We start from the raw sequence: 26,101 nt of genomic DNA on the forward strand, positions 1-26,101 counted from the left end.
AGAGACTAAAATAAATTAATGAAATATTATAAAAAGCTTCTTTAAGTTTTTTATAACATGACATAGGAAAAGTATTTAATTTAAGTGAGACATATCATCTATCCAATTAATAAATACATTACACGCTCACCATTAAATACTTTACCTTTTTCAGTCTCTCGTACTGGTTTAAAAGGTTAGTTATTCAATTACTACTGCATTTCTATCATCTATTTCTTCAAGATAAACAGATACTGCTTCATCTTTTGCAGTAGGTATATTCTTTCCAACAAAGTCTGCTCTAATTGGCAGTTCACGATGGCCACGATCCACAAGGGCAGCGAGGCCAATTTTTATAGGTCGAGAATGTAATAAAATTGCATCTAAAGATGCTCTAACTGTTCGTCCAGTATAAAGTACATCATCAATAATGATCACTATCTTATCTGTAACATCTTGATCAATTTCAATGGCATCTTTAGTGATAGGCTTTTTCGAGTTTTCAATATCATCTCTAAAATGAGTAATGTCAATCGTACCTGTTGGAACTACATGATGTTCAATTTGTTTAATTTTTTCTTGAATACGACGTGCTAAAAATTCGCCTCTTGTTTTAATACCTAAAAGAACAAGTTGTTCAGTTCCTTTATTATATTCTAGAATTTCATGTGCTATACGTGTAACAGTACGTTGTATAGCTGCTTCGTCCATAATAATACGTTCTGACATGATTACACCTCTTAAAAGAAAAAACCTCATGCCTTTTACAAAGACATGAGGTTTAATGTATATAAAAATATTTTATATGATTCGTCTGATAACAATCGAACAATTAAAGTTAATCATATTTATATCATTAGTCACCCTGTCTTTTGAGCCTCTCTGGACTCTTTTTAAAAGACACTGTTTTGTTTAATTTTAACTGTTATTAGCTTAAATCTTTTTAGTTCATAAGTCAATATGCTTTCTTTTAATTTACGACTTTGTTCTCTAATTTTATGATTCTCTTAATCGAATATCTTCTAATAGCGATTGAAACTCTTGAGGTAACTCAGCATGACGTTCAATATATTCATGAGTGACAGGATGTTCAAAACCAATAACTCCAGCATGTAAAGCTTGTCCACCAATATCTAATGTTTTTCTAGGACCATATTTAGGATCTCCAACAAGTGGGAACCCAATATATTTCATATGAACACGAATTTGATGAGTACGACCTGTTTCTAATTGACATTCAATTAATGTATAGTCATTGAAATGTTCTATTACATTAAAATGAGTCACTGCTTCTTTTCCATCATCAACAACATCCATAGATTGACGGTCTTTTTTGTTTCTGCCTATTGGAGCATCAATTGTTCCATAATCATGAGGGATATTACCATGTACTAAAGCTGTATACTTACGCTTTACTGTTTTATCCATAAGTTGTTCTACTAGACCACGATGTGCTATATCATTTTTAGCTACCATAAGTAAACCAGACGTATCTTTATCAATACGATGAACAATACCAGGACGTATCTCTCCATTGATACCTGATAAATCTTTAATTTGATACATTAACCCATTAACTAATGTACCTGTATAATGACCTGGTGAAGGGTGTACAACCATGCCTTTAGGTTTATAAACAATGGCTACATCTTCATCTTCATAATAAATATCTAAATTGAGATTCTCCGGTAAAATATCGGCTTCAACCACTTCTTTTTCAGTCACTTGAATCTCATCATTTAATTTAACTTTATAATTTGATTTGATTATTTTACCATTAACAGTGACTAAATCATTTTTAATCCAATCTTGAAGTTGACTTCTAGACCACTCACTATTGAAATCAGATAATAATTTATCAATACGCTGACCTACGAGTGCTTCATCTTCTATTTTATATTCATACGTTTCCACTACGTGCCCTCCTATTCTTTTTTAGTTGCATCCTTAACCAATGCAATAATGACAAAAATAACACCAATTGTTAAGCTTGAATCTGCGATATTAAAAATTGGAAAATCATATCCAAAAATATTTGTATCAATGAAATCAACAACTTCACCATTGAATAAACGATCGATAAAGTTACCTAATGCACCAGCAAATAATAAGCTAATTGCAACTTGCATAAACGCATTATATTTAGTTTCTTTAATATAAAATATAATAAGTACAGCTAAAATAATAAGAGTAATAATATAGAAAAATCCCATTTTACCACTTAAAATCCCCCATGCTGCACCATTATTTCTATGTGATGTAATATTTAAAAAATGAGGAATCACTTCATAAGAATCACCAATGTTCATGGTTGCTGTAATTATTTTTTTAGTTAATTGGTCTATAATTAAAATCACGATGGCTACTATTAAAGATAAACCAATATAATATTTCTTTTTCATTCATGTGCCTCCATTCAGCCCTCAACTCTTTGACAACACTCTACATTATAGCCTACTACTTAGCATAAAAAAAGCTACAATCTTCTATGTCATATTTGTGTTACTTTTAGGATGAATATAATTAAATTGATCGACTTGATCAACATCTACAAAACGTGTTGTAATTTCGTAAGGTTTTCTGAAATTCATATCAGAGACTATTAAAGAGCCATCATTATTGACTTGTTCTACATAAGCAACATGTCCATGTTTTCCTTTTGGATAATGTAAAATAGAACCCTTAGTTGGATTTTCATTGACTGTATACCCTTGTTTCTTAGCCTTATTTGCCCAATGTTTAGCGTCACCCCATTGGTTACTTATTAAATGATGGTCTTCTTTTACTCGATCAAATACATAGTAAGTACATTGACCTTTAGCGTATGTGTTATATTTCATAGGATTTTTTTTCCAAAAATGAATTGTAGGTTCAGTCATATCTTGATTGTCTAGACCATCAAAAACTGCACCGGCCGTAAATATCATGCACACAAACACCATTAAAAAAATCCATTTTTTCATTTCATCACTCTACCTCTATAAAATTAAATCTAAACTGGATACCATCTGGACCTTTTATATTGATATGATGTGTTTCTGGATAATGAAAGTCAACGATAGATAAACCATAAGTATGTTCATTATCTATTCGCTTTATTTTTGAATTCCATTGATTCATTGAAAGATGACAATAATATTGTTCAGAAGCTAAATAAAACGATTCATCATCTAAATATGCAGAAGGTACTAGTCCAAAATGGTTTAAATAATACTCTCTTACTTCATTTAATCGAATGGTTTTTAAACTAATATTCCCAATTTTACTATCATTAGGTAAACCTTGCCATCCGATGGTGGATGCATATGGTAATAATGAAGAAACATCGAGCGGCTTAATATTGAGTCTAATCCATTCACTTTCTTGTTTCCAATCAGAAATCGCTTTATCAACATAAAATTTAAACATATGACCTTCTGGATCTTCGACAAAAATAAATGTACATACATTTTGTTCTCCACCATTAATTGGTAACTCATAATCATTTAACTTTTCGATTAGATCTGCCAGATGTTGTTTATTGGATAATTGAATTCCTATATAAAATAAACCAGCTTCTTGAGATAAAGGATTTCGTCCAGACTTTATCTCTCTTAAAGTAATATAATGGTGACTGTCTCCAACTTGATATTTGACAGCGGTTAATGTCTCTTCCACTTTTTTAAACCCTAATAATTCTTCATAGAACGGTTGTAAAGTACGTAAATCTCTTACATTTAAAGTGATACCATTAATAAAATGTGCATCATTATCATGAAACATAGGACACCTCCTAAATTTTAAAATCTCTCTTTCAATTTAAAAAAGCTATGATTAATGATTATTCTATAATAAAATATTTAAAATTTTATCAGTCTTAATGCGTAATATTCAACTATTTAGACTAAAAAAGCTTTCGATAGAGAGAACTTCATTGCGTGTCCATCGAAAACTTTTAAATATATATAAAGTACATTATTTTTTAGCTAAAACTTTATTGTAGATTCTTGTACCAACACATGCACCAATCATTACACCAGTAGTCATAGCAAGATTAGTAAAAATTTTATTAACGGAATCTTGTTTATCTTTTTCATAACTAGCTAAATGATTCATATGCTGTTTGAATACACCCATCACAAACTTATGTGCAATGGCTTGAGTAAACTTATAAACTCCCCATGGTAATGTTGATTCATATTCTTGCAACGCTGCAATACCTTCGTTGGTATCTAATATACGTCTAAATTCAAATCGTGCATTACTACTGTCTTTAACCATAGCTAAATCTCCACCAACAATTTTATACACAATCATTTCATTAATAGGATCATGATTATCTCTTTTCATTTTTAAAATACATTTCCTTATTAATGGTAATTGAATATTAAATTCATGCTCATTAATGGTACCATTTACTAAATGGAGCGTGATATTATTAATAAATTCTGCATATTCTCTTGTTACATCCTGTATCGAATAACTTTCCGGAATTCTAAAACGCGTCATTGCTCTAACATCTTTAACTTCATCTCTCTTATTTTGATTTGATTTAGATTGTTTTGTAGTTATTATTTGTTGTTCATCTTGTTTTTCTTTAAGTGCTTTTTTCACATTTTCTTTACTATTCATTTTCTCTTTAATCCAATATCGACTTAACCGAATAAGGATGGTTGGTAAGTGCAATATAAACAAATGTTTATCAAGAATAGTCGCTATACGTTCAAATAATTCTTGATAATTCATTACCTTAGGCCTTGTAATATTAAATACTTCATTTTCTTGTGGAGAACGTTCAACTAACATAGCTAATTTATCAATAACATCATCAATAGATACTGGCGCAATCATATTGTGAGCCCAGTTCGGTAGAATCATTGCTGGCAAACGCTCTATCATTCTTTTTAAAATAGGATATGAGCTACCTTTTGAACCTATAATTAGACCAGCACGTAATGTGCTTACAGGGATGTCATAATATCCTAATATTTTTTCACATTCTAACCGACTTTTTAAGTGAGGTGATAACTGAGTATCATTTGGGATAATACCACTCATAAATATAATATGTTTAACACCTTGCTTTTTTGCTGCACGTCCAAAATTATCAGCTAGTAGTGCATCCATATCTTCGAAATTCGCTTGTGTAAGTTTAGCACTTGGCATCATTGAATGAACAAGATATATCGCAGTATCTATACCTTCCATTACCTCAGTTATAGCATCTAAATCAAATAAATCCGCTGATTTCCAAGTTACATTTCTTTCATTTTTTTTATTTTGAGCATTTCTTGATATTGCGATAATCTCATGATTATCTTTTAATTTATCTTTTAAATGACTACCGATATATCCAGAAACCCCAGTTAGTAAAATCTTGCCCATAATTTTATCCCTCTTCCTATATCTATCATAAACATACGAGAAATATTCCATCACTTATTATGTGTTACAACCTAGTTCCTCTTCATCTAAACTTGAAACTCTATTCAGCTATATTTTCAAACTATTATTATTTAATATTTATATATTTTAAAAAAACGCTCGTAATCCTTAATTAGGTTACAAGCGTTCTATCTTTATTGAATTAAACTAAAGTTTTTACGACGTCTTGACAACGTGGACATAAATGATCAAGTTCACCAACAGATCCTAATGCTTCACTATAATTCCAACATCTTTCACATTTTTCACCTGAAGCATGGTCAATACGAATGTCACCATGTTGGTATTCATTTCCATTGTCTACTTTTTCAGTCACTTCAACTTGAGAGACGATAAATAATTGTTGTAAGTCATTAAATTGTTGTAAAAATTCTGCAGCTTTAAAGTGATCATTGTTTCCAATCACTACTTTAGCTTCAAGAGATTTACCGATAACTTTTTCATTACGTGCTGCTTCTAATGCACGGTTTACATCATCACGTAATGACATAAATTGATTCCATTTATCTAATAACTCTTGATCAACGTCCACAACTTTTGGCATATCTGCTAAGTGAACACTTTCTTCTTTAACATGTGGTGTATGAGACCATACTTCTTCGGCAGTGTGTACTAAAATAGGAGCAAGTAATTTAGTCATATCTACTAAAATTTGATACAACACTGTTTGCATGCTACGACGTTTATGTGCGTCTTTTTGTTCAATATACAGAATATCTTTACCATAATCTAAATAGAAGTTACTTAATTCAACATTGATAAAGTTTTGAACTTCTTGATAAATATTTAAGTAATCAAAGTTATCATAGTGATTAATAGTACTAGCAGTGAATTCACGTAAGCGATTCAATAAGTAGCGATCTACTTCTAATAATTCATGTTCAGGTACACTGTCTGTTTCAGGATTAAAGTCGTTAATATTACCTAACATAAATCTTAAAGTATTTCTGATTTTTCTATAAACATCAGACGTTTGTTTTAAAATTTCATCTGAAATACGTACATCTGCTAAATAGTCTGTACTACTTACCCATAATCGTGCAATATCTGCACCTTTTTGTTTTACTACTTGATTAGGCACGATAACGTTACCTAAAGATTTACTCATTTTTTTACCTTCGCCATCCATTACGAAACCATGTGACAATAAGAATTTATAAGGCGCTTGTCCTCTAGTCGCAACTGCTGTAGTAATTGAAGAGTTAAACCAACCACGATATTGGTCACTACCTTCAAAATATAAATCGGCTGGGAAATGCAATTCTGGACGAGTTTCTAACACGCCTCTATGAGATGAACCAGAGTCAAACCAAACATCCATAATATCTGTTTCTTTAGTAAATTCTCCATTAGGACTTCCAGGATGTGTGAATCCTTCAGGTAATAAATCTTTAGCTTCTCTTTCAAACCAAACATTTGAGCCATATTCTTCAAATAAATCAGCTACATGATTGACTGTTTCTTTTGTCATAATAATATCGCCATTTTCAGCGTAAAATACAGGCAATGGTACACCCCATACACGTTGACGAGAAATCACCCATTCACCACGGTCACGAATCATATTATAAATACGTGTTTTACCCCAATCTACTTTAAAATCAGTCTCTTCAATCGCATCTAAGATATCTTGTCTCACTTTATTAATTGAAGCAAACCATTGAGGTGTTGCACGGAAAATAACTGGTTTTTTAGTACGCCAATCATGCGGATAACTATGCGTAATAAAGTCTAATTTTAATAAGGCACCTTTATCAGTTAAAAGGTCTGTTACAGCTTTATTTGCTTTATCATAGAACATACCTTCAAATTGTCCGCCTTCTTCTGTGAAGACACCTTTATCATCCAAAGGACTAATGACAGGTAAATCGTATTTTTGACCTACAACATAGTCATCTTCCCCGTGTCCAGGGGCAGTATGTACACAACCAGTACCAGCATCAGTTGTTACATGACCACCATTAATGACTAATGACACTCGATCTATGAAAGGATGTTGTGTTTCAACATACTCTAACTCTTTCCCTGTAAATTCTTTTTCCAATTGAATAGTATCTTTATCCCAACCTAATGCTTCAGAAACACTTTCAGCTAAAGCTTCAGCAATCACGTATTTCTTACCATTTACATTATATTGACCATATTTCAAGTCTGGATGAACTGTAATTGCTACGTTAGAAGGTAATGTCCAAGGTGTAGTTGTCCAGATAATAAATTGAGCATCCTCATCGATAGTACCTTTTGAATCTTTAACATCAAAGGCTACATAAATAGATGCTGAACGTTTATCATGATATTCAATTTCAGCTTCAGCAAGTGAAGATTCACTTGATGGTGACCAATATACTGGTTTTTTACCTTTATAAATTAAACCTTTATCAGCCATTTCGCCAAACAAACGAATTTGAGCTGCTTCATATTCAGGTTTAAGAGTAATATATGGATTATTAAAGTCCCCACGTACACCTAAACGTTTAAAATCTTGTTTTTGAAGTTCAACTTGTTCTAAAGCAAATTCTTTACATTTTTCTCTAAACTCAGCAATTGACATTTTTTTGCGATCAACGCCTTTTTTAGTCAATGCTTGTTCAATTGGTAAACCATGTGTGTCCCATCCTGGAACGTAAGGTGAGTAAAATCCTTGCATCGTTTTATAACGTACAATAATATCTTTAATAATTTTATTTAATGCATGTCCCATGTGAAGATTACCATTTGCATAAGGTGGGCCATCATGCAAAATAAATGATTGATTTCCTTCATTTTTCTCTAAAGCTTTTTGATAATGATTATTTGCTTCCCATTGCTCTTGAATTTTTGGCTCTTTATTAGGTAAACCTCCTCGCATTGGAAAGTCAGTTTTTGGCATTAATAACGTTTCTTTGTAATTCATATTTTCCACTCCTTAAATATAAAAAGAACTCTAAGTTCAATTAATAGGGACGGGAAATCCGCGGTACCACCCTTCTTAACTCAACTTAGAGTTCTCTTCTTAATATTATAAAATTTTAATTTGCCAGTGATATAAAAAATAGACTTATATTAGGCTTCCACCGTGTCCTAACTCGCTGTGAAAAGTTTATTATTTTTTACGTGTCTGACATTTTATTAACTATTTATTTGATGATGATTCGCTACTTGAAACATCCTTATTTTCAGAAGTAGACTTATTTGTATTAGTTGTTTCATTAGAATTGATTGACTGATTTTCCTCATTTGATAATGTCTCAGTTGTTTCACTCGTTGGAGTTTCACTATTCGCATTTGGATTTACATCTTGTGGATTTAAATGCTGTATGTTTTCTTGTGTCACTTGTTCTGCATCAAAATCATAATTTAATAAGTAATCCCAATCATCATTTTTCAATAAATCCAGCTGTGCTTCTACAAGCATACGAAATCTTGATCTAAATATTTTAGATTGACGTTTCATATCTTCAGTTTGGAAAGATAAATGACGTGCTTTTTCAATAGCATCATTTACAATCACATCAGCTTGCGCTTTTGCTTTAGAGATAATTGCTTCTGATTCTTTTGTGGCAGCAATTTTTGTTTGTTCTCCAGCTTGTTGAGCTTGAATAAGCGCATCACTTACTGATTGATGAACATCTTGATAAGATTTAATATTAGTATCTCTCTCTTCAAGCACTTTTTCAAGTTGTTTTTTTTCTTCTTTAAGTCTTTCAATCTCATTACTTAATTGAGTTAAAAAGTCGCTAACTTCAGCAGGCTCCAAACCATTTTTCACTCTTGTAAATTCCTTATTTCTTATTTCATTAGGTGTAAAAGCCATCTGTTATCCTCCTTAAAACAAACCATCATAAAGGTGTTTTTATTATTTATCAATCAATATCATTTACTTAAATAGTGTTTGATACGTTATATGAACTTTTTCTTTTTTAGTTTTGCCACCTATATCAATAATTCGAGCACGTCCAAATCCTTGAATAGAGAGCAAATCATTGTTTTGAAGTTGAAAATCGGGAGAATCGATTAAAGTATGATTCACTTTTACCCGTTTTTTTTCAATTAATTGTTTAGCAATTGATCTAGATTTTCGAATCATTTCTTTTAAAACGACATCTAATCTTAAAGCACTGACTGTACTATGATGAATATTCCAATTCTCTTTTGATTGTATCATATCTTTAAATGGAATAGAATCAAGTTTGACTGTAGCACCTTTAATCTTTGTTAATTCCATCATAATATATGATTCCAATTGCTTTGTCAAAACAAACTGAATCGTATCACCAACAAGTATATCTCCTACTTGTTCTCTTTCTATACCTAAAGACATTAAAGTTCCAAGTACATGTTGATGTTGAATAGACACAAATTTCTCAGGATAATTAATTTGGATTAATACTTCTTCAAAATCACCTTCAGTAGGTTCAAAATAACTAGGCGCAATAATTGCTCTCTTTCTTTCTGCCGATTGACCACCGAAATAGCTCACTTTCATATCTTCAAAACTACCGACGATGACTTCTAATATATATTGTCCTCTAGGATCTAAAAATGAAGTCAATACAGGTGCATATTGTTGATTAACTTGTTCACATTTATCTAATAATTGATCAATAAGTGGTTGTTCTTCATTTCTAAAGTGCTGATAAATATCGATGATTAACGCCTCCTCTTTTAAGTGTTAAAGAGCCTGAGACATTATGCATATCACAGGCTCTACTAACTTATTATAAAATTATTTTAGTATTAAATAATTTAATATCATATCAAAAATACTTTTCAATCCATATTGAAATAATACAAGTACAAATAATGCTACAATTGATGAAATATCAATCATACCAATGGGTGGAATAATCTTTCTAAATGGCTCTAAGAAAGGTTCATATATCTTACTTAAAAATGATCCAAATTTAGATTCTCTAATTGTTGGAACCCATGAAGTAAAGAAATAAATAATCATTCCCCAATAATAAATTTGAACTAGTAATAATATAAAGTTAAATATACTAGCTAATATACCAACATCCATATATTATATTCTACTCCTTAAATTATTCGTAATGTTGTTGTGTATTCATCTGTTCAAGGTGATCGGTAATACTACCTGCCACCTCAACATTATCAGGTGTACAAAGGAAGATATCAGCACCTACACGTTGTATATCTCCGCCAATGGCATAAACTGTTCCACTTAAGAAGTCAATAATACGTTTCGCTGATACTTTATCAATACGTTGTAAGTTAACTAATGTCGCACGACGATTTTTAAGTTCATCTGCAATGTCTTGAGTATCTGAAAATACACGAGGTTCAAATAAGCACATTTTTGAATTTTCGTAATTACTATAACCTGTACCAGCTGATTGATTCATAGTAACAACATTTTTTGAATTAGACTTATTTGATGTATGTCCCATACGATAATTCCTTTCTTCAGTATTGTAATTTTTTGATACTTTCTTTTGAGGTACAGTTTTTAAGTGATTTTGATTATTCTGTGTTCTTTCAATAGGTTGCTGTTGCATATTACGATTTTGATTTTCTTCATTTTGTGTTACACGCTGTTGTCTTTCAGCAGGGCTTTCGACTTCTTCTTCATCTTCCATTAGGAAAAAATTATTAAATAAATCCTTGATAGCCACGGGGCTCACTCCTCTTCTCCAACAAGTTTAGTCCCTATTCTTATAAATGTAGCACCTTCTTCTACAGCAATAGTATAATCATTACTCATTCCCATAGATAAATATTCACATGGTGCATAATTTAATTTAAGGTTTTTAATTTCATCTCGTTTTAATCTCAATTGTTTAAATAACTGATGTATGTAGTCCTTATCATCGGTATAAGGCGCCATTGTCATTAATCCAACAATTTTAATATTGTCGAATGCTTTAATTTGTTCAATAAAATCATTAACTTCACTAAGCGCAATACCATGTTTAGTTTCTTCACCAGAAACATTCACTTGGATAAAGCATGAAATAGTGTGAGTTGCTCTTTTATTAATTTCTTTTGCTAAATTCAAACGATCTAGTGCATGTAAATAATCGATGTCATTAATCACATCTTTTACTTTTCTAGACTGTAGTGAACCGATAAAATGCATTGTAACATCTTTAGGTAAGGCTTGTTTTTTTTCTAGAAAACCTTCTACTCTATTTTCTCCAAAGTGTCTTAAACCAGCATCATACGCTTCTTTTGCTCGGTCTATTGTAACATATTTTGTTACTGCAATCACGTTTGGAGCGGTCTTAATCACACTTTTTTCAAGATGATGATTAATTTCCGTTTGTATTTTTTCTAAATTTTCTGTCACTTTCATTATATATCAACCTCTTAACTTTGTAATGACATAAAGGATTATAGTGATATAACTGCATTACACTACACTTCTCCTTTTTGACCTATAAATGCTAGCATCCTGCCAGTTTTACCTTTTTCAACACGATAAGAGAAAAAAAGCGATAAGTCTTCTGACGTAGTATATTTTGTAATGTTAATATTTTCAGCTGGTACGCCACTATTTATTAATAATAAAGCGTTGGCTAATTTTAAATCAATACCATGTCGATCAGTATCTCGTGTTTCAATATATTTGTCAGAATTAATAGGCAATGTTTCAAATTTCTTTTTAATATCATCATTTATTTCATAGGTTGAAGAAGTCGCTGGACCTATGACTACATTTAAATCTTGATAGTCAAATTCTACATATTTAAGCATTTCTACTACTATTTGACCATATGTTCCTCTCCACCCCGCATGAGCTAGAGCGATAAAATGATGTTTTTCACTATAAAAATATACAGGTACACAATCAGCATAACACATCGTTAATAATATATCTGAATCATAAGTATACATACCATCAATTCCATATAATTCATTACCTAATGTCTTAATATTAGCGCCACAATGTGCTTTAGTAATGTGAGCGATATTATTTTCGTGTGTTTGAATAGGAAAAACCCATTGTTGTGTAGGAAAGTTGATAGCATTAGCTAATATCTCTTGATGATGCGTCACATAACTAGGTTCATCATCAATATAACGTGCCATATTAAATGCATCTCTTGGATATGGACTCTTTCCATCTTCGCGTGTAGTAAAACCAAGTGTTAACTGATCATATTGTGATGTATAACTCAAATAATGTGGCTGTTTTATAAATTTTTCCACGTTGTGAAAACCACCTTCACTTTTAAGAATAGTCATACCTAGACTATTGTTTTATATTTTATCAGCATTTCGATTAAAAGATGTAGATAAATGTATTATATAACATATTTCTTTTTAAATTAAACAAAACAAAAAGAGCAGCATTCTCCTCAGAAATCACTGCTCCTTTCTTTATATTTATACTTTAATATTAGCGTCTAGTTCTTCTAGAACGTCTTTCTTCTCTATTACGAATAAAGCTAGGAATATCATCATCTTTAGTAGTATGACTTCTTTCGCTTAGACCATCAGAAGGACGTGAATTAGATGTACTATGTGTGAATGAGTCTTCTTTTGGTGCACTTTGAGTTGATGTACTAGAAGTTGCACTTGAACCAAAACCAGTACTTGACGCTTTACGTCCTTGAGATGTTGGTTTATCTTCAAATCCAGTTGCGATTACTGTTACAACAATTTCATCTTGCAATTCTGGATTAATTACAGTACCAAAAATCATATTTACATCTTCATCTGCTGCATCTTGTACAATATCAGCTGCTTCTTGGGCTTCGAATAAAGATAAAGATTCTCCACCTGTAATGTTCATTAACACACCTTGAGCACCAACAATTGATGTTTCAAGTAATGGAGATGAAATAGCTTTTTTAGCAGCTTCCACTGCTCTATTTTCGCCTGAAGATACACCAATACCCATTAATGCAGAACCTTGGTTAGACATAATTGTCTTAACGTCAGCAAAGTCTAAGTTCACTTCACCTGATACAGCGATTAAATCAGAGATACCTTGAACACCTTGACGTAAAACATTATCTGCTTCTTTAAATGCTTCCATCATAGGAGTTGATTTATCAACAATATCTAATAAACGATCGTTAGGAATAACAATTAATGTATCAACTGCCGCTTTCATTGCTTCAACACCTGCTGCTGCTTGTGTAGAACGTTTACGTCCTTCGAAGCCAAATGGACGAGTTACAACACCTACTGTTAATGCTCCCATTTCTTTAGCAATTTTAGCAACTACTGGTGCAGCACCTGTACCAGTACCGCCACCCATACCAGCAGTAACAAATACCATATCAGCGCCTTGAATAGCATCTTCAATTTGTTCTCGTGATTCTTCAGCAGCTTTTTTTCCAATTTCTGGATTTGCACCTGCACCTAAACCACGTGTTAATTTTTCACCGATTTGTATCTTAGATTCTGCTTTAGATAAGTTTAAAGCTTGCCCATCAGTGTTAATTGCAATAAATTCAACATTGTTCATTCCATGATCAATCATGCGGTTAACAGCGTTGTTACCGCCGCCACCTACACCGATGACTTTTAATGTCGCCAAATGATTAAATCCTTGTTCAAATTCTAACATTTATTTTTCCTCCTAGTCTTAATGGCCAATTATTCAAATAGAGATTTCATAAGCTTTTTAAATTTGCTTTCTTCTTTATCAGATTTTTCATGTTCATCATCATAATGATGTGTTCCATCTTGATGGTTGTTTTCATCATACGTTTCATAATCATCATGTTTCTCCGCTTTTTCACGTACTTCCGGCTGATGATTTTCGTCAGTGTCTTCGTTTTTATTAGATTTACGTTTAAACCAGTCAAAGCCACCTGATTTTGAAGTATGATTGTGTTCGTCATTTTCAATGACTTCTTCTTCAAATTCATCATTATCTTGATAATTTATTGTAACATAATCTAATAATTCATCAAATGTGATACTACTAGATATTGTAGAAATCGCTGAAGTAAATTCAGGTTTTCTAATTCCCATTTGAGAAGGTGTATGGATTCTTATTTTTTCATTAACCATTGTACTTAGTAATTCTTTAATGCCCAATAAGTTTGAAGAACCACCTGTAACAATGAATCCACCATTTACTTTAGTTAATCCTAAATCTACCAACACATCAAATACTTCATCAAAGATATCTTGCACTGTTCTTTCAATAACTGCACTTAAATCTTTTTGAGTATACTCTACTAATTCGTCACTATCTACCTGATCAACACTGAAAACGTCTTGATCAGACGCTGATTGTGTATAAGCATGTCCATATTGATGTTTAATTTTTTCAGCTGTTTCATATGTAGTGTTTAATTCTTCTGCGATATCATCTGTAATATCACGTCCAGCTAATTCAATTGAATCGGCATCTACAAGTTCACCGCGTTCATAAAAGGCGATTTGAGTGAGATCTTCACCAATATCAATTACACATGCACCTAATTCTTTTTCAGTTGCAGATAAAATAGAGCCATAGTTATAAGCATCTGAATAGACGTCCAATACATCTACTCCACAAGATTCTACACATTTAATCATATTAATTAGAATTGACTTGTGAATTGCAATAACACCTGCTTCTACTTTTAACGAGTGTCTTGCAATGAGTTCTTTAGGATCCGAAACCTCGTTATCTCCATCTACAATGAATCTAATCGGAAACACATCAATAACTTCTGTATCAGGTACATCATTTTTTTGACGTATACCTTCCAATACTGTTTCAATATGTGATCCACTAATTTCTGTATCTTCGTAAAAATCAATTTCGTTTTCTTCATCGTACACTTCAGTACCAATGATAGGTAATTTTAAGAAAACTTCTTTTATATCCACACCTGATGCGATAGAAGCTTTTTTAATTGTATCTTTAATTGCTTGTTTCGCAATATCAAAATCATCAATCAATCCATTCTTAATACCGCTAGTGTAGGTTTGCCCTGTACCTATCACATTAATACCATTGTGAAATTTTTCGCCTACTATTGTTTTAACACTTGATGAACCAATATCTATGCTTACATAGTAATGTTCCTCCATAGATAGGCACCTCCTGACAAAATACTATTAAAATACACTATATTTAGTTTACAATACGTCGTTTAGCTTGTGAACTATAAACACATATTATTATCGAAATTTTTTAATTATTTGTATCCGATTGTTCGCTTATTTTATTTAATGCACTTTGTAATTCATTTTTTGCTTCTGTTTCTTGCTGTGTTTTTTGACGAACATTTTGATCGGACTTAGAATTAATACTGCTATTTTCATTATATGGAATAAATGATGCTCCTACAGATAAATCAATATATCCTTGTGTTTTTAATTGACCTGAACTATCTTTTGCAAGAGATTGAGACATTTGAGGATAATACTCGATTTTGTTAGCTAGAGTATTGATGTCTCCTACTACTTGCATGCCATCTTTCATATATAAAAGGACTCGATTTTGTTGATTCTGCAAAGGTGCATATTTTATTTCTGAAATCATATCTCTCGTTTCATTAGACATTTTAGATAATGCTTTCGTGATACGATTTAAATTGTCACCTTTAAAATCTTCTAATACAGGTGCACTATTCGCAATATCACCATTATAATTGTCTAATTTTTTATTTCCTTCAATTATTGGCACATATTTATTTTTATCTTTCACAATACCTACTAAATTATTTTCAATAATTTTAACATTTAAAGTATTAGGCAACTGTTTATTAATTTGAACATCTTTGATTAACGAATTTTTCTTTAAATTATTGATAGCTTTACTTTTACTAAAAGTATAAATGCGTGACCCTTTTTTAACATTTAATTCTTTTTCAACTTGACTATCACTTACATTATGATTACCACTAATATTAACATGAGAAATTCTACTTAATGGTGTAAACATATATAGTAGAAATAATATAATTAAAAGTATTAAAGTAGTAACAATAATATATTGAATACGTTTTTGCCGCTTTCTTTTGTCTATCTTTTGTTGTTCTCGTTTTTCAGTCACCGTTAAGTGACTATACTTATCATTTTGAAATTTATGACGCTTTTCTCTTAAACTTATTTTTACTTTTTTCTTTAAATTTTCATCTTTATTTTTCGAAGAATCTAAAGGTTTATTTGACGTTCTATCATTTGAAAGATTCTTTTCTTTTTGGAGACTATCTTTTGGTTTAACATCATCTTTGATTTTTTTATTTTTATCATTTTCTAATTCAGTTTTATCTTTATCAAATGAACGCTTGATAGAACGAATCTTTTTATTTCTATTGCCCCTTGTATCATCCAATTACTTCACATCCTTTAATTAAGATGGTAGGTATGCACGGAAACTTTCAATAAATCTTTCGCCGCGTTCTTCAAATGTTTTATATTGATCCCAACTTGCACATGCTGGTGAAAGTAAAACAACATCATTAGGTTCAATGACATCTTGAACTTTTTTTACTGCATCTTCTATATCAACTGCCTTGATTACTTCTTTACCTTGACTATTACCTAATTTAGCGAATTTATCTTGAGTTTCACCGAAAACTACCATTACTCTAACATGTTTCATGTAAGGAATTAATTCATCAAATCCATTACCTCGATCTAAACCACCACATAACCAGATAATAGGTTGTTTAAATGAATTTAAAGCAAACTGTGTTGCTAATGTATTGGTTGCTTTAGAGTCATTATAGTATTTATTTGTTCGATTCGTTCCAATATATTGTAATCGATGTTCAATACCTGAGAATGTTGTTAAACTATCTACGATAGCCTTAATTGGTACGCCTGCAAGTATCGCAGCTAAAACAGCAGCTAAAATATTTTCTAAGTTATGTTCTCCTGGTAAAACTAAATCATCAATATTAATAAGGTTAACATCATTATAAACGATATAATTATCTTTAATATAGATGCCATCTACTTCTTGCTGAGTAGAAAAATATAATGTTTTAGCTTTTAAATTTTCAGTTTCAATTAAATGACGTTGATGATAATTACAAATCAAATAATCATCTTCTGTTTGATTTTTGTAAATACGTCGCTTCGCATTTTGATAATTTTCTAATGACTCATGATAATCTAAATGAGCAGAATAGATATTTGTAATGATGGCAATGTGAGGTTTGTAATGTTCAATGCCAAGTAATTGGAATGAAGATAATTCAGTGATTAGATATTCATCAGGTGACGTTTCTTGAGCTACTTTAGAAGCAACATACCCAATATTTCCTGAAAGTCTTCCAGTTAATCTACTTTTTTTAAACATATCTCCAATGAGAGAAGTTGTTGTTGTTTTACCATTTGTACCAGTCACAGCGATAATTGGAGCTTCAGAAATTAAATAACTTAATTCTACTTCAGTTAAAATTTTAAGGCCTCGTTGATATGCTTCATCAATAATTGAAACTGTATAAGGTATACCTGGGTTTTTAACAATAATCGGGTTGCTATCAAGTAATGATAATGGATGACCACCATCAACAATTTTCACACCTAATGTTTCTAAGTCTTTTGCATGGGGATCTTTAGATAAATCTTTCCCATCATTTACAGTTACATTTGCACCTAATTTAACTAATAACTTAGCAGCTTCATAACCACTTTTTGCTAATCCAACTACAAGAACATCTTTATTCTCTAATCCTGTATAATTTAGCATTCTAATGCACTCCTATCCATAATCCAATTAATCCTGAAATTAAGCCCACAAGCCAAAATACTGAAACAACTTTCCATTCACTCCATCCGCTAAGTTCAAAATGATGATGAATTGGTGTCATTTTAAAGATTCTTTTTTTAGTTAATTTATAAGATGATACTTGCAACATTACTGATAATGTTTCGATAACAAATACTAAACCTACAAAAAGTAATGAAAATTCTTGGTTTAACATAATTGAAACTGTAGCAAAAATACCTCCTAATGCTAAGCTTCCTGTATCTCCCATAAACACTTTAGCTGGGTTTAAGTTATACGGTAAGAAACCGAGTAATGCAAAAATCATAATAATACAAAAAGTACCAATTGCAGGAGCATTTAACATGAAACTCATAATTGCATACATAGTGAATCCAATAATTGATAAGCCAGTTGCTAATCCATCCAATCCATCAGTTAAATTAACTGCGTTTGAAAAACCAACTTGCCAAAAAACAATAAAAATAACGTACGCAAACGACAATGGAATTTCAAAATTAGTAAATGGAATATTTATACTTGTTGAAAATTCTATTAAATGAAAAACATCGCTTAGAATGAAAAATATAATTGCTATTGCAATTTGAGCTAAAAATTTCTGCTTACTTGTAAGTCCTTGGTTATTTTTTTTAACTACAATAATGTAATCATCAATAAAGCCAATGAGTCCAAATCCTATTGTGACAAAGAGTAATAGAATAATGGGATTGGAATGATCTGTGAAAAATATAGCAATAATAGATGTAATAATAATACTAATTAAAAATGTTAAACCACCCATGGTTGGTGTACCCGTTTTTTTCATATGACTTTGAGGGCCTTCTTCGCGGATACTTTGCCCAAATTTCATTCGTTTAAGTGTCGGTATAAGTACAGGAACTAAAATAAATGTGATAAGTAATGCGATAATCGCAAATATAAAAAGCATGGTAATCTCCTTTATGTATTTTAAATTTATTCGTTTTTCACTTTATTTCCTTTATAATCTTATCAATTTTCAAACTAATTTTATATATATTATGTAAGAAAATGAGATTATAAATAAGGTATACATAATATATGACACCTTATTTATTATCATTTAAAACGACGTCATTTGTTCTTATGAATCGTTTTTATCATTAGACGTTGTATCAGTTGAATTATCTGAAGTGTTATTTGAATCAGAGCCACTCGAATCAGTTAAGGATGTACTATCATTAGGATCATCAGTAGATAATTCTATTTCAATTTTATTATTACTTTTGAGTGTTGACCCACTCGCTACAGATTGTTTTGTTACGTATCCACTGCCTTTAGTCGTAACATTGATTCCAGTTAATTCTTGGAAGGCTAGGACATCGTCTGTTGTCCAACCTTTCATATTGGGCATAGTAATATCGCCGTCTGTCACTGCTAACACTTTACTATTCGGTAATAATTTTGTATTAGCTCTAGTAGATTGAGCTTTTATTGTATTACCATTACCAATAATGACAGGTTGTAAATCTTTTCCTTTAAGACTATCTTGTGCCTTTTGACTTGGTTGCCCTACAACATTTGGCACTTTACTATACTGTGCTGATTGAGTCTCATCTTTTTTAGAGCCTACATTTAAATACTTAAGTGTATTTTCCATGATAGGTTTAAAAGCTTTACTTACCCCTAATTCATATGCTTCTTGGTCATTTTTCTGAGCAAGACTCATACCGGCATAAACAATAACTCTTGGATGTTTTTTTGGCGCATCTCCCATAAAGCTTACAAAGTAGGGATTTGCTCCTTTAACGTATCCACTACCATTTTCATTAACGACCTGAGCAGTACCTGTTTTCCCTTCAATATCATAACCATCAATACGATAATTGGAAGCATGACTTTTATCACTATTTACTACTTTATCTAATTCTGTTTCAACTTTATCCGCAGTTTCTGAAGTAATAGGTTTTCCAGCTATTTTCTTTTCACCTTTATAGAATGTTTTCTTTGAAATTGGATTGTCTATACTTTGAACAAACCAAGGTTTTAACATATTTCCTTTATTAAAGAAAGCTGATTGTGCTTGTATCATTTGTACAGGTGTCACTGTAGTCGATTGACCGAATGCTGATGTTTTTTGTTGTAATTCATTTGACCAAGCAATATTTCCTTTTAATTCTCCGTCAAACATGCCATTTGTTGATTTACCAAAACCAAAGCGCTCGTACCAAGATTTCATTTTGTCAGCACCAACTAAATCTTGAAGATGCATCATCAATGTATTAGATGAGTAAGTGAAACCTAATGACATTGGAATTTCTCCCCAACCGGTTTTATTCCAGTCAGAAATTCTTGAACCCATAATATCACGATGACCAGATTCATATTTTTCTTTAGGATTAAATTTACCTTCTTGAATGGCAGCTGCTAATCCATATGATTTAAATGTTGACCCAGGCTCATAGGCATTTTGATATAAATCATTCGCCCATTTTTTTCCAAAGTCTTTACCCGTTTCGGGGTTGAACGTTGGACGTTGACTATATGCAAGAATTTCTCCTGTTTTCGCATCCATAACCACTGCAAATAAATCTTTTGGTTCATATCGTTTCACCATATCATCAAGGGCCTCTTCGACAAATACTTGTATATTTGAATCAATGGTTAAATGAACGTCATCACCACGTTTTGGCGCTTTTTCATTTTTACTGTTTGGTGCAATATAACCCCAAATGTCATGTATATAAGATAGCGAACCTTTCTGTCCATTTAGATAACTATTAAAAATCTTCTCTACACCTAATGCACCATTTAATTCCCCGGTATCAGGATTTTTTTGAGCCATACCAATTAAATGAGAAGCAAAATTACCGTTAGGATAGAATCGTTCAGTTTCTGGATATAAGGTGATGCCTGGTAAGTCCATTTTATCGAGTTTAACTTTATCTTGATATGTTAAATTTGTCCCTTTCTGTCCAAATTCAACTTGAAAGGCTTTCTTTTGATTAAGACGTTTTTCAATTTCATCAGGTTTCATATCAATAATTTTTGATAATTGTTTTGCTGTTTTCTTTTTATCTTTAACATACCTTGGTGTATCACCAACTTCTCCAGCATTTTTATCAATAATAGCTACTAATTTATATCGTTGAACATCTTCGGCTAAAATTTTACCGTTTCTATCGTAAATTTTCCCTCTTTCAGGCTGTTCTTGCGTTTTTACGAGATATTTTTCATTAGCGCGCATCACTAAATTTTGTCCATCTGAATGTCCAGTTATCATGATATATGAATATCTTAAAACCAATACAAAAAAGAGCAGTCCGAATAATCCAACAAGGAGGACTGCTCCTAATTTATTTTTTCTAATTTTAATTTTTCGCTTCGCCATTAGTACGCACTACCTTTACATTATCGTTCTTTAGGCTCATACCTTGTTTTTTAGCCTGATCGTAAATGCGCTCATAAGAAGAATTTTTCTTAATTTCAGATTGAATTGCATTGTTTTCATTAGATTGTTGTTCAATCTTTTGATCTAACTCGGCAATTTTATCATTTGTATCGTATGCATCCATTTTTAAAGATAGCATATAGATTGCTAGAACAGCAATTGCTGTGACAAGCGTTATGTATAAAAATTTCTCAAATCGCGTAAGTTGAACAACAACCTTTTTAGTTACTGTTTTCGTCTCAGATTGTGTTTTTGGTTGTTCTTTCGGTATGCTAGTGTGCTGAATGTGTTCATATGGTTCGTAAATTTTTTCTACAGCCATCCTCAATTACTCCTTATTTTAATATTTCAGCAACACGTAATTTTGCACTACGTGCTCTATTATTTTCGTCTAAATCCTCATCTGTAGCAGTAATTGGTTTACGATTTACTCGTTTTAACTTAGGTGTATAAGCTTCAGGAATAATTGGTAACCCTCTAGGCACGTCAGGTCCTTTTTCGTATTCTTGGAAAATTTGCTTGCATAGTCTATCTTCCAGAGAATGGAAAGTAATGACTGAAATCCTACCTTTTACTTTAACATGCTCAATGGCTTGTTCAATTGAATCTTCGAACGCAGATAGTTCATCGTTCACTGCTATTCTTATCGCTTGAAAAATGCGTTTAGCAGGATGACCACCTTTTCTTCGAGCTTTAGCTGGAATACCTTCTTTAATAATATCTACAAGCTCTAATGTTGTTTCAATAGGTTGTTGTTCACGGTGTGCTTCTATTCTTCTCGCTATTTGTTTAGAAAACTTTTCTTCTCCATAACGATAAAAGATTTTAACCAATGCTTCATAAGACCAATCATTAACAACATCATATGCAGTTAATTCTTGCGTTTGATCCATACGCATATCTAACTTTGCATCATGATGATAACTAAATCCTCTTTCAGGTATATCAAGTTGTGGACTTGAAACACCTAAGTCATAGTAAATACCATCTACTTTTTCAATTCCTAAATTTTTCAAAATATCAGTTAATTCTCTAAAGTTATTATGTACAAACGTGACCTTGTGTAAGTGATCTTTTAGTACTTCTTTAGCATTTTCTAAGGCAGTAGTATCTTGATCGATTGCAATCAACCTACCGTCATCGTTTAATTGATTTAATAAATAGAGTGCATGACCGGCTCCACCAAGCGTACAATCTACATATATGCCATCCTCTTTGATGTCTAATTCATCTATTGTTTCTTTTAGCATAACGCTTACATGATGAAACACTATAAATTCCTCCATTAAAAATCAAAATCTATCAAATCTTCGGCAATATCTTCAAAACTTTCTTCTGATTCTTCATAAAATTCATTCCAAGTTCCTCTATCCCAAATCTCTATACGATTTGAGACACCTATTACCGTACATTCTTTTGTTAAATTTGCGTATTTCCTCAAATTTTGAGGAATGTTAATACGCCCTTGCTTATCTAGCTCTACTTCGATAGCTCCAGAGAAGAACATACGCATAAACTTACGTGCGTCTTTTTTTGTCATAGGTAAGGTTTTCATTTTCTCTTCAATCTGTTGCCATTCTTCAAGCGTGTAGCCAAACAAACATTTATCAAGGCCTCGTGTGATAATAAAACGTTCATTTAAGTCATATCTAAACTTAGATGGAATTATCATACGTCCTTTAGCATCTAATTGATGCTCGTATTCTCCCATGAACATTATTACCACCTCACCTTATTAATAATTTACCACATCTCACCACTATCCTCCACTAATTATGTAAAATATCTTAAAATTCTTTAATTTGACATAAAAAGACCCATATTATCTATTTAAATAATATGGGTCTCTCCCTTACAAATTAAGGTTTTATAACTATTTGGTTAAATGTATATTTAAGTGGAGGATAAGTGGAGGGACTGAACGCATCTATCCCAAATTCATTCATCATTTGAAGTGGATTCCAAATTCTTTCTTGTAGACCACCCATTGGATGCAATACATGTTCAATCTCTCTAAAATGTTTCATACTTATATCGTTATCTCTTTCAATGTTAAGTAAATATCGGTTTAATAAATATTCAAATTGTTTATTATGAATGTCATAATTTTTCTTTACTAAATTGATATTGTCATGATTATCATTCACTTCTTTAAGAAGTAATTCGTATATTTTGGCATGATTCTCTTTTAAAGACTCTACTTTTTTAATAAATGTATCTGAGGCTTTGCTACGAACGAAGTTTTCTCTATCCGTTTCTATACCGTTCATAATAACATTTTCAGCATTTAACTTATACTGATTAATTAGCTTTTCTATTCTAATTGGTAAATAAGTGATTTTCATTCTTGGTAAAACAATAGGCATTTCAACATCTAAAATTTTAAATACTTCATTCAATTCAGCCCAGTATTTAATTTCACTTGGTCCTCCAATAAAAGCTACCGTATTAAATAGCCATTCTTCCATTACTGGTCTAGTTACAACATTATTAGAAAAACGAGTTGGTTCTTTTTCAACTAATTTTAACAATTCATCTTTATTATATGTAATATCTGATTTACTCAATTTGAATACATCATCTTTTTTAATAATTAGTTGACGCATACTATCTTCATGAAGGAACAAATGGACATTGGTATCTGTTTCAATCATTTTGTTTAAACCTGATTGCGTAGTTAATTTTTGTGTTTTTCTAAACGCCTGGTTAATTTCATTATGTTTTTGAATAATATTTTTTAATAATGGCTTCTCCAATTCACGAATTTTTTCATATTGAGCATCAATAAATAGTACACCGTAATCTTTAAATACTTCTTGAAGTAACCCTTTAAAAATATCAGTCCAATTATTGTACTTTTCTATAATCTCTAAACATACTTGATAAAGTGCGTTAGTATGTTTCGTTTCTTTTAATTCTTTAAAAAATTGATTAAGTGCTTCAATCATCTGTTCCTTTTCTGGAATATAGCGAGAGACGCTTGTTTCAGGCGGTGTCATTGTATGATATTTTACTTTATGTAATTGAGCGTCTTTTGCATTATAAGCATACGTATGATTTACTTCTTCAAAGTCATGATCTTCACCAGCAATCCAAAAAACAGGTACAACTGTTTGTTGGTATGTTTCAGTTAACTCACGACTTAAATTAACAATTGAAAGAATTTTATGAAACGTATATAAAGGTCCACCAAAAAGACCAGCTTGCTGGCCCCCAATTACCACTTTAGCTCCTTCACTGAGTGCAGTAAGATGAGTCTGTTGAATTTCTGTTATATTCAAATCTGACATATATGATTTAATCACTTGAGCAAGTTGTTGCTCTCTACCATTATTAGGACGATTCATTCTTTGATTAAAACTAGATGGTTTGACTGGATTATATTGATAAAATTTCAATAATGTTTCATCACTGTTTTCTAACTTAGTAATAAATGAATCTTTTTCTTGAAAATTAGTTACTTTACAGTTCATTCCCTTACTCCTTCAATATAACATTACTTATTCAGTATAAAGATTATATCCTTAGATGACAATTTTACGGCTTAAATATTGAAATTCAAATCCATTTTATCAGATTATAAGTAATTAATATGTTATTAAATGAAAATCGTATATTAATGACGATACAATATATATAAAGAATTTAAATGATAATGAAAACATGAGCAAAGTTCAACATCTTTAAATAAATTAAAAAAACTGTTGAATTATTTGAGGAATTTAAAGAAAAAGAAATTAATAATAAAGATTTGCATAAGGGTTCAATATACTAGTATGGTTTCCAAATCATTAAGCTATAAACGCTATTTGCATAAATAAGCCTGAGCCATTTAGCTCAGGTCTGTTATTAATCATTCTTCCACTAAATTAACCAATTCATACAAAGATTGTATTTCATAATCCGGTACAATATCACTGTTATTTTCTTTATTACGATAATTAAACCAACATGTTGTAATACCAGCATTTTTTCCACCTAGTATATCTGATGTAAGAGAATCTCCTACTATTATTGAAGTCTTTCTTTTTTCTTCACCAATTCTCTCAAAGATATAATCAAAAAATTCACTCATAGGTTTTTGATATCCTGTTTCTTCTGATATATATACTCCAGATAAGATATCTTTAAACTCTAATTGAGCAATACGACGTTTTTGAGTATCTGTAACACCATTAGTCACAATAAACAATTCACATTCTTGGCTTAATCGATCAATTGTTTCTAAAGTAGAGTTGAAGAATTTTAATGGTGCTTTAGCTAGTTCGTCTCTAAATAAAACATCGGCTTTTTTACCATCTACGTCTATGCCATACTCTTTAAAATAATTAATAAAACGATGTGTTAATACTTCTTCTTTAGATAGTTCATTTTTTTGAAATGCTTCCCAATGATTTTGATTTACTTTCTTAAAATATTGAAAATCTTCTTCAGTTGGATAATGACCGAAATGATGTGCCATTTGATGAAATGCTCGATCTTCTGCATCAAAAAAGTCCACAATTGTATCATCAAAATCAAGTAAAATAGTATCGTATTTCATTTTTATACTCCTAAATTATAATATGTATATTATTTTAGCAGATTTGTCATGATTCATTAAATAATGCCAAAAAATAAAAGAGTCCGGGACATAAAGTTTCTGGATAAGT

The 26,101-nt window shown here is 31.3% G+C and carries 24 protein-coding genes; all 24 read right to left on the reverse strand.

What is annotated here, in order from left to right:
• Positions 1 to 180 precede the first annotated feature (180 nt).
• The 24 genes from pyrR to HMPREF2629_RS08610 all read right to left on the reverse strand — a co-directional run bounded on the left by pyrR (position 181) and on the right by HMPREF2629_RS08610 (position 25,992).
• Positions 181 to 708 (reverse strand): bifunctional pyr operon transcriptional regulator/uracil phosphoribosyltransferase PyrR, encoded by a 528-nt coding sequence (pyrR, locus tag HMPREF2629_RS08495; protein ID WP_017174555.1) that lies wholly within the window; start codon positions 706 to 708, stop codon positions 181 to 183.
• A 267-nt stretch (positions 709 to 975) separates the two neighbouring features.
• Positions 976 to 1,893, reverse strand: a complete 918-nt coding sequence (locus HMPREF2629_RS08500) for an RluA family pseudouridine synthase (RefSeq protein WP_017174554.1) — start codon at positions 1,891 to 1,893, stop codon at positions 976 to 978.
• 11 nt (positions 1,894 to 1,904) lie between these two features.
• Positions 1,905 to 2,381 (reverse strand): signal peptidase II, encoded by a 477-nt coding sequence (gene lspA, locus HMPREF2629_RS08505; RefSeq protein ID WP_002448847.1) that lies wholly within the window; start codon positions 2,379 to 2,381, stop codon positions 1,905 to 1,907.
• Between the two features lie 84 nt (positions 2,382 to 2,465).
• A complete protein-coding gene (locus tag HMPREF2629_RS08510; protein WP_070813289.1) occupies positions 2,466 to 2,942 on the reverse strand; it encodes a CHAP domain-containing protein in 477 nt (158 codons plus the stop codon).
• A gap of 4 nt (positions 2,943 to 2,946) precedes the next feature.
• On the reverse strand, positions 2,947 to 3,741 hold the full coding sequence (locus tag HMPREF2629_RS08515) for a VOC family protein (RefSeq protein ID WP_017174552.1): 795 nt from the start codon (positions 3,739 to 3,741) through the stop codon (positions 2,947 to 2,949).
• A 192-nt stretch (positions 3,742 to 3,933) separates the two neighbouring features.
• On the reverse strand, positions 3,934 to 5,343 hold the full coding sequence (locus HMPREF2629_RS08520) for an NAD-dependent epimerase/dehydratase family protein (protein WP_070813290.1): 1,410 nt from the start codon (positions 5,341 to 5,343) through the stop codon (positions 3,934 to 3,936).
• Positions 5,344 to 5,545: 202 nt separating this feature from the next.
• Positions 5,546 to 8,296, reverse strand: a complete 2,751-nt coding sequence (gene ileS, locus HMPREF2629_RS08525) for an isoleucine--tRNA ligase (RefSeq protein ID WP_070813291.1) — start codon at positions 8,294 to 8,296, stop codon at positions 5,546 to 5,548.
• Between the two features lie 219 nt (positions 8,297 to 8,515).
• Entirely contained in the window at positions 8,516 to 9,196 is a 681-nt protein-coding gene (locus HMPREF2629_RS08530; RefSeq protein WP_037540982.1) for a DivIVA domain-containing protein, read from the reverse strand.
• Between the two features lie 63 nt (positions 9,197 to 9,259).
• On the reverse strand, positions 9,260 to 10,033 hold the full coding sequence (locus HMPREF2629_RS08535; RefSeq protein ID WP_029376746.1) for a YlmH family RNA-binding protein: 774 nt from the start codon (positions 10,031 to 10,033) through the stop codon (positions 9,260 to 9,262).
• Positions 10,034 to 10,108: 75 nt separating this feature from the next.
• On the reverse strand, positions 10,109 to 10,405 hold the full coding sequence (locus HMPREF2629_RS08540; protein ID WP_002455457.1) for a YggT family protein: 297 nt from the start codon (positions 10,403 to 10,405) through the stop codon (positions 10,109 to 10,111).
• 22 nt (positions 10,406 to 10,427) lie between these two features.
• The gene (locus HMPREF2629_RS08545; protein WP_017174547.1) at positions 10,428 to 11,018 is read right to left on the reverse strand and encodes a cell division protein SepF; all 591 of its coding nucleotides are present in this window, start codon (positions 11,016 to 11,018) and stop codon (positions 10,428 to 10,430) included.
• Positions 11,019 to 11,023: 5 nt separating this feature from the next.
• Positions 11,024 to 11,698, reverse strand: coding sequence for a YggS family pyridoxal phosphate-dependent enzyme (locus HMPREF2629_RS08550; RefSeq protein ID WP_017174546.1), 675 nt, complete (start codon positions 11,696 to 11,698; stop codon positions 11,024 to 11,026).
• A gap of 62 nt (positions 11,699 to 11,760) precedes the next feature.
• Positions 11,761 to 12,555 (reverse strand): peptidoglycan editing factor PgeF, encoded by a 795-nt coding sequence (gene pgeF / locus HMPREF2629_RS08555; protein ID WP_017174545.1) that lies wholly within the window; start codon positions 12,553 to 12,555, stop codon positions 11,761 to 11,763.
• Positions 12,556 to 12,745: 190 nt separating this feature from the next.
• On the reverse strand, positions 12,746 to 13,924 hold the full coding sequence (ftsZ, locus tag HMPREF2629_RS08560) for a cell division protein FtsZ (protein WP_017174544.1): 1,179 nt from the start codon (positions 13,922 to 13,924) through the stop codon (positions 12,746 to 12,748).
• 29 nt (positions 13,925 to 13,953) lie between these two features.
• A complete protein-coding gene (ftsA, locus tag HMPREF2629_RS08565) occupies positions 13,954 to 15,387 on the reverse strand; it encodes a cell division protein FtsA (RefSeq protein ID WP_019835560.1) in 1,434 nt (477 codons plus the stop codon).
• 103 nt (positions 15,388 to 15,490) lie between these two features.
• A complete protein-coding gene (locus HMPREF2629_RS08570; RefSeq protein WP_070813292.1) occupies positions 15,491 to 16,636 on the reverse strand; it encodes a cell division protein FtsQ/DivIB in 1,146 nt (381 codons plus the stop codon).
• An 18-nt stretch (positions 16,637 to 16,654) separates the two neighbouring features.
• Positions 16,655 to 18,001 carry a UDP-N-acetylmuramoyl-L-alanine--D-glutamate ligase gene (gene murD / locus HMPREF2629_RS08575; protein WP_017174541.1) on the reverse strand — a complete coding sequence of 449 codons (1,347 nt, stop codon included), beginning with the start codon at positions 17,999 to 18,001 and terminating at the stop codon, positions 16,655 to 16,657.
• A gap of 1 nt (position 18,002) precedes the next feature.
• Positions 18,003 to 18,968: a phospho-N-acetylmuramoyl-pentapeptide-transferase gene (gene mraY, locus HMPREF2629_RS08580; RefSeq protein ID WP_049379534.1), complete on the reverse strand. Its 966-nt coding sequence runs from the start codon at positions 18,966 to 18,968 to the stop codon at positions 18,003 to 18,005.
• A 174-nt stretch (positions 18,969 to 19,142) separates the two neighbouring features.
• Positions 19,143 to 21,389, reverse strand: coding sequence for a penicillin-binding protein (locus HMPREF2629_RS08585; protein WP_048762358.1), 2,247 nt, complete (start codon positions 21,387 to 21,389; stop codon positions 19,143 to 19,145).
• Complete coding sequence (gene ftsL / locus HMPREF2629_RS08590; RefSeq protein ID WP_017174538.1) at positions 21,370 to 21,771, reverse strand: cell division protein FtsL; 402 nt, start codon at positions 21,769 to 21,771, stop codon at positions 21,370 to 21,372. The genes HMPREF2629_RS08585 and ftsL overlap by 20 nt, the downstream gene beginning before the upstream one ends.
• A gap of 13 nt (positions 21,772 to 21,784) precedes the next feature.
• Entirely contained in the window at positions 21,785 to 22,720 is a 936-nt protein-coding gene (gene rsmH, locus HMPREF2629_RS08595; protein WP_017174537.1) for a 16S rRNA (cytosine(1402)-N(4))-methyltransferase RsmH, read from the reverse strand.
• Positions 22,721 to 22,734: 14 nt separating this feature from the next.
• Positions 22,735 to 23,166 carry a division/cell wall cluster transcriptional repressor MraZ gene (gene mraZ / locus HMPREF2629_RS08600; RefSeq protein WP_017174536.1) on the reverse strand — a complete coding sequence of 144 codons (432 nt, stop codon included), beginning with the start codon at positions 23,164 to 23,166 and terminating at the stop codon, positions 22,735 to 22,737.
• A 142-nt stretch (positions 23,167 to 23,308) separates the two neighbouring features.
• A complete protein-coding gene (gene bshC, locus HMPREF2629_RS08605) occupies positions 23,309 to 24,922 on the reverse strand; it encodes a bacillithiol biosynthesis cysteine-adding enzyme BshC (RefSeq protein ID WP_049382512.1) in 1,614 nt (537 codons plus the stop codon).
• Between the two features lie 380 nt (positions 24,923 to 25,302).
• Positions 25,303 to 25,992 (reverse strand): YjjG family noncanonical pyrimidine nucleotidase, encoded by a 690-nt coding sequence (locus tag HMPREF2629_RS08610; protein WP_002448764.1) that lies wholly within the window; start codon positions 25,990 to 25,992, stop codon positions 25,303 to 25,305.
• Positions 25,993 to 26,101 lie beyond the last annotated feature (109 nt).

This window comes from Staphylococcus sp. HMSC034C12, assembly GCF_001835895.1.
Lineage (GTDB): Bacteria > Bacillota > Bacilli > Staphylococcales > Staphylococcaceae > Staphylococcus > Staphylococcus hominis.

What these genes read in the sequence shown, in the direction of transcription:
- mraZ (WP_017174536.1), bottom strand. Translation starts at nt 23,166, where the DNA reads ATGTTCATGGGAGAATACGAGCATCAATTAGATGCTAAAGGACGTATG.
- ftsL (WP_017174538.1), bottom strand. Translation starts at nt 21,771, where the DNA reads ATGGCTGTAGAAAAAATTTACGAACCATATGAACACATTCAGCACACT.
- HMPREF2629_RS08610 (WP_002448764.1), bottom strand. Translation starts at nt 25,992, where the DNA reads ATGAAATACGATACTATTTTACTTGATTTTGATGATACAATTGTGGAC.
- ileS (WP_070813291.1), bottom strand. Translation starts at nt 8,296, where the DNA reads ATGAATTACAAAGAAACGTTATTAATGCCAAAAACTGACTTTCCAATG.
- mraY (WP_049379534.1), bottom strand. Translation starts at nt 18,968, where the DNA reads ATGCTTTTTATATTTGCGATTATCGCATTACTTATCACATTTATTTTA.
- HMPREF2629_RS08515 (WP_017174552.1), bottom strand. Translation starts at nt 3,741, where the DNA reads ATGTTTCATGATAATGATGCACATTTTATTAATGGTATCACTTTAAAT.
- bshC (WP_049382512.1), bottom strand. Translation starts at nt 24,922, where the DNA reads ATGAACTGTAAAGTAACTAATTTTCAAGAAAAAGATTCATTTATTACT.
- HMPREF2629_RS08550 (WP_017174546.1), bottom strand. Translation starts at nt 11,698, where the DNA reads ATGAAAGTGACAGAAAATTTAGAAAAAATACAAACGGAAATTAATCAT.
- HMPREF2629_RS08585 (WP_048762358.1), bottom strand. Translation starts at nt 21,389, where the DNA reads ATGGCGAAGCGAAAAATTAAAATTAGAAAAAATAAATTAGGAGCAGTC.
- HMPREF2629_RS08520 (WP_070813290.1), bottom strand. Translation starts at nt 5,343, where the DNA reads ATGGGCAAGATTTTACTAACTGGGGTTTCTGGATATATCGGTAGTCAT.
- lspA (WP_002448847.1), bottom strand. Translation starts at nt 2,381, where the DNA reads ATGAAAAAGAAATATTATATTGGTTTATCTTTAATAGTAGCCATCGTG.
- HMPREF2629_RS08540 (WP_002455457.1), bottom strand. Translation starts at nt 10,405, where the DNA reads ATGGATGTTGGTATATTAGCTAGTATATTTAACTTTATATTATTACTA.
- pyrR (WP_017174555.1), bottom strand. Translation starts at nt 708, where the DNA reads ATGTCAGAACGTATTATTATGGACGAAGCAGCTATACAACGTACTGTT.
- ftsZ (WP_017174544.1), bottom strand. Translation starts at nt 13,924, where the DNA reads ATGTTAGAATTTGAACAAGGATTTAATCATTTGGCGACATTAAAAGTC.
- HMPREF2629_RS08530 (WP_037540982.1), bottom strand. Translation starts at nt 9,196, where the DNA reads ATGGCTTTTACACCTAATGAAATAAGAAATAAGGAATTTACAAGAGTG.
- HMPREF2629_RS08510 (WP_070813289.1), bottom strand. Translation starts at nt 2,942, where the DNA reads ATGAAAAAATGGATTTTTTTAATGGTGTTTGTGTGCATGATATTTACG.
- murD (WP_017174541.1), bottom strand. Translation starts at nt 18,001, where the DNA reads ATGCTAAATTATACAGGATTAGAGAATAAAGATGTTCTTGTAGTTGGA.
- ftsA (WP_019835560.1), bottom strand. Translation starts at nt 15,387, where the DNA reads ATGGAGGAACATTACTATGTAAGCATAGATATTGGTTCATCAAGTGTT.